Annotated in this window: 13 protein-coding genes; 9 read left to right on the forward strand and 4 right to left on the reverse strand. The window is 26.4% G+C overall.

What is annotated here, in order from left to right:
• Window positions 1–183 precede the first annotated feature (183 nt).
• Entirely contained in the window at window positions 184–603 is a 420-nt protein-coding gene (locus NG901_RS00005; protein ID WP_252211599.1) for a DUF3785 family protein, read from the reverse strand.
• A gap of 375 nt (window positions 604–978) precedes the next feature.
• On the opposite strand from NG901_RS00005, the gene NG901_RS00010 reads away from it, so the two are divergent.
• Window positions 979–1,176, forward strand: coding sequence for a hypothetical protein (locus NG901_RS00010; protein WP_252211600.1), 198 nt, complete (start codon window positions 979–981; stop codon window positions 1,174–1,176).
• A gap of 303 nt (window positions 1,177–1,479) precedes the next feature.
• Here NG901_RS00010 and NG901_RS00015 read toward each other — a convergent pair whose 3' ends face one another.
• Window positions 1,480–2,157 carry a uracil-DNA glycosylase gene (locus NG901_RS00015; RefSeq protein WP_252211601.1) on the reverse strand — a complete coding sequence of 226 codons (678 nt, stop codon included), beginning with the start codon at window positions 2,155–2,157 and terminating at the stop codon, window positions 1,480–1,482.
• Window positions 2,158–2,284: 127 nt separating this feature from the next.
• Between NG901_RS00015 and NG901_RS00020 the strand changes: the two genes are divergently transcribed.
• Complete coding sequence (locus NG901_RS00020) at window positions 2,285–3,028, forward strand: peptidylprolyl isomerase (protein WP_252211602.1); 744 nt, start codon at window positions 2,285–2,287, stop codon at window positions 3,026–3,028.
• Window positions 3,029–3,178: 150 nt separating this feature from the next.
• Here NG901_RS00020 and NG901_RS00025 read toward each other — a convergent pair whose 3' ends face one another.
• Window positions 3,179–3,823 carry an HAD family hydrolase gene (locus NG901_RS00025; RefSeq protein WP_252211603.1) on the reverse strand — a complete coding sequence of 215 codons (645 nt, stop codon included), beginning with the start codon at window positions 3,821–3,823 and terminating at the stop codon, window positions 3,179–3,181.
• A gap of 441 nt (window positions 3,824–4,264) precedes the next feature.
• On the opposite strand from NG901_RS00025, the gene NG901_RS00030 reads away from it, so the two are divergent.
• The 3 genes from NG901_RS00030 (at window position 4,265) to rsmI (ending at window position 7,378) form a co-directional block, all read left to right on the forward strand.
• Window positions 4,265–5,539 carry a C40 family peptidase gene (locus tag NG901_RS00030; protein ID WP_252211604.1) on the forward strand — a complete coding sequence of 425 codons (1,275 nt, stop codon included), beginning with the start codon at window positions 4,265–4,267 and terminating at the stop codon, window positions 5,537–5,539.
• A gap of 239 nt (window positions 5,540–5,778) precedes the next feature.
• Window positions 5,779–6,531: a tRNA1(Val) (adenine(37)-N6)-methyltransferase gene (locus NG901_RS00035; RefSeq protein WP_252211605.1), complete on the forward strand. Its 753-nt coding sequence runs from the start codon at window positions 5,779–5,781 to the stop codon at window positions 6,529–6,531.
• A 1-nt stretch (window position 6,532) separates the two neighbouring features.
• Window positions 6,533–7,378, forward strand: coding sequence for a 16S rRNA (cytidine(1402)-2'-O)-methyltransferase (rsmI, locus tag NG901_RS00040; RefSeq protein WP_252211606.1), 846 nt, complete (start codon window positions 6,533–6,535; stop codon window positions 7,376–7,378).
• Window positions 7,379–7,441: 63 nt separating this feature from the next.
• Here rsmI and NG901_RS00045 read toward each other — a convergent pair whose 3' ends face one another.
• Window positions 7,442–7,687 (reverse strand): AbrB/MazE/SpoVT family DNA-binding domain-containing protein, encoded by a 246-nt coding sequence (locus NG901_RS00045; protein ID WP_003369321.1) that lies wholly within the window; start codon window positions 7,685–7,687, stop codon window positions 7,442–7,444.
• A gap of 612 nt (window positions 7,688–8,299) precedes the next feature.
• Between NG901_RS00045 and NG901_RS00050 the strand changes: the two genes are divergently transcribed.
• The 4 genes from NG901_RS00050 to NG901_RS00065 all read left to right on the forward strand — a co-directional run bounded on the left by NG901_RS00050 (window position 8,300) and on the right by NG901_RS00065 (window position 12,559).
• Entirely contained in the window at window positions 8,300–8,890 is a 591-nt protein-coding gene (locus NG901_RS00050) for a DUF1836 domain-containing protein (protein WP_252211607.1), read from the forward strand.
• A 566-nt stretch (window positions 8,891–9,456) separates the two neighbouring features.
• Entirely contained in the window at window positions 9,457–10,638 is a 1,182-nt protein-coding gene (locus tag NG901_RS00055; protein WP_252211608.1) for a DegT/DnrJ/EryC1/StrS family aminotransferase, read from the forward strand.
• A 13-nt stretch (window positions 10,639–10,651) separates the two neighbouring features.
• Window positions 10,652–11,242 (forward strand): acyltransferase, encoded by a 591-nt coding sequence (locus NG901_RS00060; RefSeq protein ID WP_252211609.1) that lies wholly within the window; start codon window positions 10,652–10,654, stop codon window positions 11,240–11,242.
• Window positions 11,243–12,559 (forward strand): nucleotide sugar dehydrogenase, encoded by a 1,317-nt coding sequence (locus tag NG901_RS00065; protein ID WP_252211610.1) that lies wholly within the window; start codon window positions 11,243–11,245, stop codon window positions 12,557–12,559. It begins immediately after the preceding gene.

Consider the following 12,559-nt stretch of genomic DNA (forward strand, 5'->3'; position numbering starts at 1 on the left):
CACATTTACTGTTTGTCCCAATTTTATATTGGGAGCAAGCTAAAATGGGACTATACTCATTTTAGCATTCCTAAGTTCAATTATTCCGCTCACTTTGCTTATGCATATATCAGCACTATGCTAAAACAGAGCCAATAAAAAAGAGCATAGATGTTTTAAAACTGATCTATACTCATAAAAATATTAAACTGTACATTGTTCAATTTCAACGGTGTAATTACCACAACAAGGGCAAATAACTATGCTAACAATATAACTATCATCTATTTTTCCAACTCTAAAAAGCTTGTTATAAGATGTATTTTCGTATTCTTTACATAGTGTATTTATTATGTATTTATTTTCTTTTGTATAAACATAAAAATGATATTCTAAATAAGCATAAGATTTATTTATATTTTCTTGAGAATCACAGTAACATTTATCGCCATAAAATTCTTTTGAAAAATTAATAACTTTTCCTTCGCATAAAGCATTTAAAATTATATCTAATGATAAGCCTTCAATTTCTTCAACTTCATTATCAGAATCTAAAAATATACCGTCACAATTTTCTTTATTTAATACATATTCTTTATCATCATATACAAACTTATATTCCATAAAATTTCTCTCCTTAACTAAATTAATAATAATTATATAATATCATATAATTTTAATGTACATAACAATATATTTGTAATATATTATGTATTAAATATGTATTGATATTTGTAATAAATAAGATGAAATTTCAATTATTTTATGTAGATTTATTTGGAAATATATAAATAATATACCAAAACATAGTCTGATAATAAATAATATAAAATGAAACCATTTTGTAAGAATTAGGACACAGATATGTAACAAATAAAAATTTATAGTGATATAAAATAATAATAAGAAATCCTTAATTTTGAATTAATAAACTTTTAAGAGTACTGATGTAAAATTAGTATTATAAAATAAAAATATTTTAGATTGGAGATGAGTTTAATGTTAGAAAAGATTATGTTAACTGATAAGGAATATGAAAATTTAGCCAAAGGAATTGCAATGGGAGTTGGATTTGGAACTATTATTGGTACAATTTTTGATAATGCAGTGTTTTTCTTTGCAGCAGGAGGAGTATTAGGAATAATAGGCTCATTAATCTATTCTAAAATAGAAGAGTATAAAGAAAATCATATATAATAAACCATAAAAGAAATGCATTATTAAGCGTATCAAAACATAATTTAAACATGTGCAAATTTATTAAGACTCTTTTAAATTTAGGGTATGTTTTAAATCTGTGTTTATGCATATATTAACACTCTACTAAAACATAGCATTAATTTAAAAATTGGTAAGAGTCAATATTATATAAATTCTAATTTTAAAAGTGGATATTAGTATAGTAAATAGTAAAAATCCTTAAATTTCTTAATTGATCTTTTAAAAGTCTGTAAACTTTTGATTATACTATGAACTGTAAGTATCCACTTTTAGTAATATTTATAGATTTTCTATTTGCCAATCTATAGGAGTTTTATTGTCATTTTTCAAAAATTCATTAGTTTTTGAAAATGGTTTACTACCAAAAAAACCTCTAGAGGCAGAAAGAGGACTAGGATGCACTGATTTTATTATATGGTGTTTGGGATTTGTTATAAGTTCTTCTTTTCTTATTGCATTATTTCCCCAAAGTATAAATACAATAGGTTTTTCTCTAGTATTTAATACCTTTATTATATTATCAGTAAATATTTGCCAGCCTATATTTTTATGTGAATTAGCTTCGCCAGCTCTTACAGTAAGTACTGTATTTAATAATAGAACACCTTGGTCAGCCCATTTTTTTAGATAACCATTATTAGGTATATAACATCCAATATCATCTTTTAATTCTTTATATATATTTAAAAGTGATGGAGGAGTCCTAACTCCTGGATTTACTGAAAAACTTAATCCGTGAGCTTGGTTTGGTCCATGATAAGGGTCTTGCCCTAATATAACTACTTTAACATCATCAAAAGCTGTATAATGAAGAGCATTAAAAATATTATACATATCAGGGTATATTGTTTTTGTTTTATACTCTTGTGATAAATTTTTCCTTAATTTAAGGTAATAATCTTTTTCAAATTCATTACCTATGTAATTATTCCAATCATTTTTTAATATGTTATTCATAAAATCACCCATAATTAGTATATCATTTTTATAAAAAAATAATAAATTTTCTTTTTTTATTGTTAGTAGAGATATATATTGTTAAAATATAGAGGTATATAAAAAATTAGTTAAAAGGAGAATTAACATGGAAAATAAGGTAGTGGCAATTGTTGCCGGAAACGAAATCAAAGATAAAGATTTAGATGCAGTACTAAATAGATATCCACAAGAAAGAAGAGCTATGTTCCAAGGAGAACAAGGAAGAGAAGCATTATTAGAACAAGTAGTTGCTTTTGAATTAATGCGTAACTTTGGTAAAGAGTTAAAAATAGATGAGACTGAAGAATATAAAAATTTAGTTGAAGGATTAGCAAAAGAGGCATTAACTCAATTAGCAATTAACAAAGTATTAGCTGATGTTACAGTTACTGATGAAGATGTTAAAAAGTATTATGATGATAATGCAAGTATGTTTATAAATCCACCAACAGTTTCAGCAAAACATATTTTAGTTAAGACTGAAGAAGAAGCTAATTCTATAAAAGAAGAAATAGCAAATGGATTAGCATTTGAAGAGGCTGCTAAGAAATATTCAACTTGTCCATCTAAAGAACAAGGTGGAAGTTTAGGGAACTTTGGAAAAGGAGCTATGGTTCCAGAATTTGAAAAAGTTGCTTTTGAATCAGAAGTTGGAAAAGTTAGTGAACCAGTTAAAACACAATTCGGTTATCATTTAATATTAGTAGAAAACAAAACTGAAAGCACAACTGTACCATTTGATCAAGTTAAGGATGCAGTGTTAAAACAACTTATAAATGAAAGACAACAAAACAAATATTTAGAAATGATAAAACAATTATCAGATAAATATGGTGTTGAAAGAAAATAATGATATTACTATTTATAAGTAATAGAAAAAGTGGTTTTATTATAAAACCACTTTTATATATATATATATATATATATATAATTTTTGTAACGCTTAATGCTTATCTATTTACTTTGAACTAAATAAGAAGTGAGTGTATCCACGTTTACTTTATATTAATTCAAAAAATGAAGTTATGTATTTATCAGAAGCAGTTATAATATCTTCTTTAGAATCTATGCTGAATTCATCTTTTACTGCAATAACTTTCATTCCAGCTACTTTTGCTGATTTTATAGCAGGAAGTATATCTTCGAATACTACGCATTTATCAGGGGTAGTATCTAATCTTTTAGCAGCGAGTAAATATACGTCTGGAGAATCCTTACCTTTTTCAGTTTCACCAGTAGTAGTTATTGAATCAAAATAATGATATATATTATTTGTTTTTAAACAAACTTCTAATAATTCATTAGAATTGCTTGTAGCTAGTCCAATCTTTATATTTTTAGATTTTAGTTTATCTAAAAATTCTATTACACCATCTTTTAGTTTTACCTTTTTTGAATAGTATTCAAAGGCCATATCATGCCAATGGTTTAGTATTGTCTCAATAGAATCTTCTAGATTGAATCTGTTTTTAAAATACGCTGCTGTTTGTTTAAAGCTTAGATGAATTATATCATTTTTTAAATCTTTAGGTAATTCAAGTCCTTTTTCTTTTAGATAATCTATATCTATTTGTTGCCAAATCATCATTGAATCCACTAATGTTCCATCTAAATCAAATATTGCAGCTTTTATATTATTTAACATTAAGGTCCCCCATTTTTATTTATAAAAAGTTATAAAAAAAACTTAAGGGAATGCCTTAAGTTTTTTATGTTGTATTAAATAGTACAGATAAAAATAATTATATTCTCAAAAAAAACTTATGTCAAGAATTCAATTTTATTCATTTTTATGTTACCATAATAATATAATGTAAACTTTTACAGAAACTGTATTCATGTTTTTTAATTTATATTTCTAAAGATATGACTTAATATATTAAAACACCCTATTATCAATGGGTTTTATGTAGCATCGTTTAGAAAAGTAGGGGATTATGGACTATTTTAAAAAAAATATAGGATAATGCTTATAATTAATGCTGTAGAAAAGTTGTCCATATTTATGTAAAGTGATATAATTTTAGATATGTAAACGCATTTTGTTAATATGAAGGAGGGAAGGTTCGAAAAGAACCGGCATTGGATGAGAAAAAAGATTTTAGCTGCAATGTTAGCTACTATGATTATTGCAGGGTCTTCAGCGCCAGCTTTTGCTACGCCTGGAAATCAAGAATTAAGTGAAACAAGACAAAAATATGCTGAAATAGAACGTAATATAAGTGAAATTCAAGATAAAATTTATGATTTAGATGCTCAAATAGAGCCTTTAGAGCAAACTGTTACTAATAATAAAAAAGAAGTTAAGAATATTAATACACAAATTGATAACACAACTAAAGACATAGAACAATGTAAAGAGGAAATTACTAATTTAGATTTAGCATTAGGTGAAAGACTTAAAGCTATATATATGTCAGGAAATATGGAGTTCAGTTATTTAAACTTCTTATTTGAATCAGAATCTACTAGTGACTTTTTTACAAGAGCAGAATCATTAGGTAGAATTTTAGGTAGAGATAAGAAAGCTATAAAAGAAATAGCTGAAAAAAGAGATTCATTAAATGAAAAGATAACTTCTTTAGAAGATAAAAAGAAAGAAATAGACAAGCTTAATGCAGAAGTTCAAGTGAGCTTATCAGAATTAGACGTTAAAAAGAAAGATCAAGAAGTATTAGTTGGAAAGACAAAAGAAGAAAAGAAGAAATTTGATGAAGAATATTTATCACAAATGGAAAGAGATGTTGTTAAATCACAAATAGATGTGATAGATAGTTCAAGCAGTTCTCTTAGTGATTTAAAATCTGCAATCTCTCAATTAAGAAATTTAAGAGATAGCCAACTTAAGAGCCCAATAGTTATAGAAGAAGTAAATGCAAAGATTGAAAGTGCAAAGAGTACAGTATCACAAAAAGAACAAGAAGAAGAAGCTAAAAGAGCAGCAGCGGCATCAGCAGCAGCTTCAAGTAATACTCCAAGCAGAGGAAATTCAGGTTCTACAAATGTTACTGTTCCATCAGCAGGTAATGCTCAAGCTATATTAAATGAAGCTTATAATCATTTAGGAAAAGCTTATGTATATGGAGCAACAGGTCCAAGCAACTTTGACTGTTCAGGATTTACTCAATATGTGTATAGAAAAGCGGCAGGTGTTGATATAACAAGAACTACTTATTCACAAATAGGGGTAGGAGTACCTGTATCACAAGATCAATTACAACCAGGTGATTTAGTATTTACTCATGCAGGTCATGTTGGTATATACGTTGGTGGAGGTAGCATGATTCATGCACCACAAACAGGAGACGTTGTAAAAGTATCATCAGTATATAAATTCTATGCGGCTAGAAGAATTTTATAATATATAATATTTAAAATAAGGCTAGATATGTAATTGTCTAGCCTTATTTTGTTGTATATAAAATTTAGTTCTATTTAAAGTTAACTACAATATATGAAATTATAGTTATAAGACTTAATTATATATAGACACTTTGCTAAAACACAACTAGAAAATAAAATACTAAAATCATATTAAGTTGTTTAGAATAAATGTATAAGTTATAATTATTTAGAATATATGGATAAAGGAAGATAACTATGCTTGAAAATAATTTAATTAATTTAGATACAGATGAAGTCATAGATGATTTACAATTAAAGGGATTACGATTAATACAAAAGGTTAATGGATTTAAATTTGGAGTAGATGCCGTAATATTATCTGATTTTGCAAATGTTAAGAATAAACATAGAGTTATTGATTTATGTACAGGTACAGGGATAGTACCATTTTTGTTATATGGAAAGTATAGTCCTAAAGAAATTTATGGATTAGAGATACAACAAGAGATGGTTGATATGGCAGAGAAAAGTGTAAAATTAAATGCATTAGAAGATAAGGTTAGATTTATAAGGGAAGATTTAAAAAATATAGAGTATTTAAAGAAAATGGATAAGTTTGATGTAGTTACTGTAAACCCACCATACAAGTTAAATAATGCAGGAATTATAAATCCTAGTGATAAACTTGCTATTGCAAGGCATGAAGTTTTATGTAATCTAGAAGATGTGATTTATGCATCTAAAGTATTACTAAAAGATAATGGCAGAATGTTTATAGTACATAGACCAGAGAGATTAGCAGATATATTTACGTTAATGAGAAAATATAAAATAGAGCCTAAAAGAGTTAAAATGGTATATCCTAAACCTGGTAAGGCAGCAAATATAGTATTGGTAGAAGGGCAAAGAGATGGTGGAGCATATTTGAAATGGGATATTCCTTTATATGTTCACAATGAGGATGGATCTTATACAAAGCAAATAGATAAAATATATGGGAGGATATAAAATGGAAGTAGGAAATTTATATTTAGTACCAACTCCAATAGGAAATTTAAAAGATATAACATTAAGAGCTTTAGAAATACTAAAAGAAGTGGATATCATAGCAGCTGAAGATACTAGACAGACTTTAAAGTTATTAAATCACTTTGATATAAAGAAAACATTAATGAGCTATCATAAATTTAATGAGAAGGATAAGAGTAATGAAATTATCGACAAACTATTAAATGGTCAAAGTATAGCTTTAGTATCTGATGCGGGAACACCAGGAATATCAGATCCGGGGAGCGTTATAGTAAGAAGATGTATAGAACAGGGAATAAAATTTAGTGTATTACCTGGTGCAACAGCTATAACAACAGCTCTGGTATATTCTGGATTAGATACAACTAAATTTATTTTTAGAGGTTTTTTACCTAGAGAAAATAAAGAAAGAAATATAATAAAAGAAGAATTACTTCAAAGTCAAGAAACTTTAATATTTTATGAAGCTCCTCATAGATTAATTGATACGTTATCTTTTTTATATGACTCGTTTGGAAATAGACAAATTGCAGTTTGTAGAGAATTAACAAAATTATATGAACAAATATTTAGAGGCTCTGTTGAAGAATCTATTAATTATTTTACAGAAAATAAACCTAGAGGAGAGTTTGTACTTGTACTTGAAGGAAAAAAACTTGAAGAAATAAAACAAGAAAGAGAAAGTGAATGGATTGATTTATCAATTCAAGATCATATAATAAAATATATAAATGAAGGTATAAGCAAAAAAGAAGCAATTAAATGTGTTGCTAAAGATAGAGGTATACCTAAAAGTGAAGTTTATAAATTTTCAATTGATATATAAAATAAACAGCACCTCTAAAATTTTAGAGGTGCTAATATTGTCATTAAGTATAATTAATAGATATTATCTATTGTTTTTTATTTCATCTAAACAATTAGTACAAACATTTTTTCCTTTATAGTTTATAACGTCTCTTGCATCTCCGCAGAATATACAAGCTGGTTCATATTTTTTAAGGATTATTTGTTCACCGTCTACATAAATTTCTAAAGCGTCTTTTTCAGCAATATCTAAAGTTCTTCTTAATTCTATTGGAATAACAATTCTACCTAATTCATCTACTCTTCTAACTACACCTGTTGATTTCATAAAAATTCCTCCTAATTACAATGTTCGACATTCTACTCTGACATATTACCAAGTATGTAATATAAAGTCAATATATATTTTATGTTTTTTGTATAATAAGTTACAAATTTCAACTTTAATAAACATTATATATAAAATATACTACCATATTTTAGAAATGTCAATAGAATTTTTAGAATTTTTTACTATACAATATAAGATGATTTTAATATAAAAAATTGCATTACTACTGAGGTTAAATGGGATAAGCCTATATTAAAATAAAAAAAGTAAAAACAATTAGTAAAAATTAGAAAATATGGATAATTACCAATTTGTCATATAAATATTAAAAAACACAAAAAAATTTAAAAATATATAAAAAAACAATGCATATTGTCTTAAACAGACAAAAAATATTATTTTTCCATATAATAATTTAAAACAATTATAAATAAAACAGAAAATATAAAACAATTAAAAAATAGAAATTATAATTTATATACTAAATTTTTGAATTATCATATATAATAAAAACATATTCAGATTATTATAATGGTAAAAATAACTTGTAATAAGTTTATTTTTACTATATAATTTATTTAAATATACTAAGAAAGTGTGGGATATTATATGAATAATCATATGGAGTCGTCTTATATAAAAGAAATAGTTGAAAAAATATCTGAAAATAGTTTAGTTTCATGTGAAGATCTACCAAAGTATGATTTATTTTTATCTCAAGTTATAGACTACTTAAATGATAAATTTATGGATGAAAAATTCACTAATAACATAGTTCAAAATTATATAAAAAGTGAAGTTATCACAAAACCAGAAGATGGTAAAAAACGAGGATACACTAAAATACATTTAGTTCAGCTTGTATTATTAAGTTATATGAGACCAGTGCTAACTACTGATGAAATAAAAAAAGTCTTTAGTTTAGCATTTAACGAAATAAATGAACGAGATGATGATATAATTTGTTGGCAAGATGCTTATAAAATATTTTCAGAAATACAGGATGAAAGTTTAGATGAATATTTAAAAGCATCCTTAGAAAATGAAAAAAAATTAAAAGAAAGAGTTAAATGCTTAAATTTAAAAGAATCAGAAGAAGAAAGAATAACAGTCTTTCTATTAGTTTTATCATTAATAGCAGAAGCAAGTGTAATTAAGAAATTAGTGCAAAAAATAGTAAATGAATATCATGCAGATTAGGCATATGAAAATAAATAATAAATCAAAGATGCAATGGATATTTTGTAAAATACAATGACTTGGGTTCTGCCAATAGTTGTGCTATTAGTAAGGTTCAAAGGAAGAAGCAGTTCATAAAATAAACTAGTATGCTGACTAGTTATTTATTTGAATGTGCATTAATTAAATAAGAGGAATAAGAGTATGAAGAGATTAATTAAACACTTACTCAAATAAATTATAATTTATTTGAGTAAGTGTTTTTTAAAGAAATATAATAAGTTTTGTAATATTTTATTATATTTATACAAAAAATACTCTTATACATGTTATTTTAAAGTAGTATTAGTGTACACTTTTTGTTTTTTGTTCATATAAAATAAAAAGTTTATTTATCTATTTAAGTATGTTAAAATATTCATGTTAGTTTATCAAAAGAAGTAGCTTTATGATAACTAATTTAATGAGATAAGATAATTTTTATAAATAATTAATATTTAGAATTTAAATATTTGTTATAATTTAGTAGAAATGAATTATCAAAACAATAAATTGGTAATATAAGTAAAATCAAAGGAGCGAGGAAAATGAATATTCCATTAATTGATTTAAAAGCTCAATATAAGTCTATTTCTGAAGATTTAGATAGAGTAACTAAGGAAGTATTATCTTCTGCAAATTATATTATGGGAAAAAATGTATCTGATTTTGAAAAGGATTTTGCAGATTATATAGGCGTTAAGCATGCTATTTCAGTAGGAAATGGAACAGATGCATTAGTTATTGCATTAAAATCTTTAGGAATTGGAGCAGGTGATGAAGTAATAACTTCAACATTTACTTACTTTGCTTCAGCTGAATGTATATCTGCTGTAGGAGCAAAGCCAGTTTTTGTAGATGCAGAAAAAGATACTTTTAATATAGATCCAAGCAAAATAGAAGAAAAAATTACTGAAAAAACAAAAGCAATTATACCTGTTCATATCTTTGGACAAAGTGCTGATATGGATGAAATAAATAAAATAGCTAAAAAATATAACTTAAAAGTTATTGAAGATGCTTGTCAATCAGTTGGGGCTAAATATAAAGGAAAAATGATAGGGGCATTAAGTGACATAGCTTGTTTTTCATTCTTCCCAACAAAGAACCTTTCATGTGCTGGTGATGGTGGTATGATAGTAACATCTGATGATAATATAGCAACTATAGCTAGAGCATTAAGAACTCATGGAAGTGGAGAAACAGGACAAAAAGCATATAATTTATTAAATAATATAAATGAAGATATAGATAGATCTAATACTGGGGATGATACAGTATATAATCCATTAAAGTACTACAATTATTTAATAGGATATAACTCTAGGTTAGATGCCATTCAAGCAGCAATATTAAAGGTGAAATTGCCTCATTTAGATAAATGGAATTCAAAGAGAAAAGAAATAGCAAAAATATATGATGAAAACTTTAAAGATTCAAAAGTTGTTACACCAAGTGTTAGACAAGAAAATGAATCAGTATATCATCAATATGTATTACAAACAGAAGACAGAGAAAAAATGTTAAATAAGCTTAAAGATAAAGGTGTGGCAGCAGGGGTATATTATCCAGTTCCATTACATTTACAAAAAGTATATCAAGATCTTGGATATAAAGAAGGGGATATGCCAGTTGCAGAATATCTTTCACATAGAACATTCGCAATTCCTGTTTATCCAGAATTAACAGAAGAGCAAATAAGATATATAATTGATTCTATAAAGGAATAGAGAGGTATAATTTATGGATAAGAAGTATTTTGTACATGAGTCCAGTTATATAGATGATAATGTTGAAATAGGAGAAGGAACAAAAATATGGCATTTTTCTCATATTATGAGTAATTCTATAATGGGTGAAAAATGTAATATAGGTCAAAATGTAGTTATATCTCCTGGAGTAAAACTAGGTAATGGAGTTAAAATACAAAATAATGTATCTGTGTATACTGGCGTTATTTGTGAAGATGATGTGTTTTTAGGACCATCTTGTGTATTTACTAATGTAATAAATCCTAGAAGTTTTATAGAAAGAAAAAGTGAATATAAAAAGACTATTATAGGAAAAGGTTCATCAATTGGAGCAAATGTAACAATAGTATGTGGTCATAACATAGGAAAGTATGCTTTGATTGGAGCAGGAGCTGTAGTTACTAAAAATATACCAGATTATGCTTTAGTTGTTGGAAATCCAGCAATAGTTAAAGGATATGTATGTAAATGTGGCTCAAAGTTAGATTTTAAAAATAACAAAGCAATTTGTGAAAGTTGTAATGAAGAATATCTAAAATCTGATGAAAAAGTTGAGTGTGTAGATTTAGGAGGTATAAAATAGATGTCAGGATTAAAGCAACAATTATTAGAAAAAATAAATAATAGAACTGCTAAAGTAGGCGTAGTTGGATTAGGATATGTTGGTTTACCATTAGCTGTAGAAAAAGCAAGTGCAGGATATGAAACTATTGGATTCGATGTTCAAGACCAAAAAGTTAAAATGGTGAATGAAGGTAGTAATTACATAGGTGATGTAGTAGATGAAAAGTTAAAAATGTTAGTTGATGATAAAATACTAAGAGCTACTACAGATTTTAGCTTTGTAAAAAATGTAGATACTATTTGTATATGTGTACCTACACCACTTGATTTATATAAGCAACCAGATTTATCATATGTAGTAGAATCAACTAAAAGTGTTGCACAATATATGCATAAAGGTATGTTAATAGTACTTGAAAGTACTACTTATCCAGGAACAACAGAAGAAGTTCTTAAACCTATATTAGAAGAAAGTGGATTAAAATGTGGAGAAGACTTTTTCTTAGCATTCTCACCAGAAAGAGTTGACCCAGGTAATAAAAACTTTAACACTAAGAATACACCTAAGGTTGTTGGAGGATGTAGTGCAGATTGTACAGAAGTTGCAGCAGCATTATATAGAAATATTTTAGAAGGTGAAATACATACTGTTTCATCACCAGCAGTAGCTGAAATGGAAAAAATATTAGAAAATACATTTAGAAATATTAACATTGGATTAGCTAATGAAATGGCTATACTATGTAACAGAATGGGAATTGATGTATGGGAAGTTATAGATGCAGCTAAAACTAAACCATATGGATTTATGCCATTTTATCCAGGTCCAGGTCTTGGAGGACACTGTATACCGCTTGACCCATTTTACTTAGAATGGAAAGCAAAGGAATATGATTATCATACAAGATTAATAGAAACTTCAGGAGAAATAAATGATTCAATGCCTGAATTTGTATTAGATAATGTAATGAAAATATTAAACAAACATAAAAAAGCACTTAATGGATCAAAAGTTCTGGTATTAGGAGTTGCATATAAGAATGATATCGATGATTATAGAGAATCACCAGCATTTAAAGTTATTGAACTTTTAGAAAAAAATGGAGCAGATGTTATTGTAAATGATCCATATTGTGAAGTTTCCAAATATAAGAATAAAGTCTATAATTCTGTAGATTGGAAAGAAGTAATTGATGACAGCGATATTGTTATAGTAACAACTAACCATAGCTGTTATGATTATGAAGATATAGTAAGTAAGGCTAAAGTTGTTTATGATACAAGAAATGCAACTAAGAATGTAGTTAACAATAGAGATAAGATTTATAAATTATAG

Origin of the sequence: Clostridium sp. CMCC3677 (assembly GCF_023845585.1) — a bacterium.
In the GTDB taxonomy this organism is placed as follows: domain Bacteria; phylum Bacillota; class Clostridia; order Clostridiales; family Clostridiaceae; genus Clostridium; species Clostridium aquiflavi.

What these genes read in the sequence shown, in the direction of transcription:
- rsmI (WP_252211606.1), top strand. Translation starts at nt 6,533, where the DNA reads ATGGAAGTAGGAAATTTATATTTAGTACCAACTCCAATAGGAAATTTA.
- NG901_RS00010 (WP_252211600.1), top strand. Translation starts at nt 979, where the DNA reads ATGTTAGAAAAGATTATGTTAACTGATAAGGAATATGAAAATTTAGCC.
- NG901_RS00060 (WP_252211609.1), top strand. Translation starts at nt 10,652, where the DNA reads ATGGATAAGAAGTATTTTGTACATGAGTCCAGTTATATAGATGATAAT.
- NG901_RS00015 (WP_252211601.1), bottom strand. Translation starts at nt 2,157, where the DNA reads ATGAATAACATATTAAAAAATGATTGGAATAATTACATAGGTAATGAA.
- NG901_RS00050 (WP_252211607.1), top strand. Translation starts at nt 8,300, where the DNA reads ATGAATAATCATATGGAGTCGTCTTATATAAAAGAAATAGTTGAAAAA.
- NG901_RS00020 (WP_252211602.1), top strand. Translation starts at nt 2,285, where the DNA reads ATGGAAAATAAGGTAGTGGCAATTGTTGCCGGAAACGAAATCAAAGAT.
- NG901_RS00035 (WP_252211605.1), top strand. Translation starts at nt 5,779, where the DNA reads ATGCTTGAAAATAATTTAATTAATTTAGATACAGATGAAGTCATAGAT.
- NG901_RS00045 (WP_003369321.1), bottom strand. Translation starts at nt 7,687, where the DNA reads ATGAAATCAACAGGTGTAGTTAGAAGAGTAGATGAATTAGGTAGAATT.
- NG901_RS00005 (WP_252211599.1), bottom strand. Translation starts at nt 603, where the DNA reads ATGGAATATAAGTTTGTATATGATGATAAAGAATATGTATTAAATAAA.
- NG901_RS00065 (WP_252211610.1), top strand. Translation starts at nt 11,243, where the DNA reads ATGTCAGGATTAAAGCAACAATTATTAGAAAAAATAAATAATAGAACT.
- NG901_RS00025 (WP_252211603.1), bottom strand. Translation starts at nt 3,823, where the DNA reads ATGTTAAATAATATAAAAGCTGCAATATTTGATTTAGATGGAACATTA.
- NG901_RS00030 (WP_252211604.1), top strand. Translation starts at nt 4,265, where the DNA reads ATGAGAAAAAAGATTTTAGCTGCAATGTTAGCTACTATGATTATTGCA.
- NG901_RS00055 (WP_252211608.1), top strand. Translation starts at nt 9,457, where the DNA reads ATGAATATTCCATTAATTGATTTAAAAGCTCAATATAAGTCTATTTCT.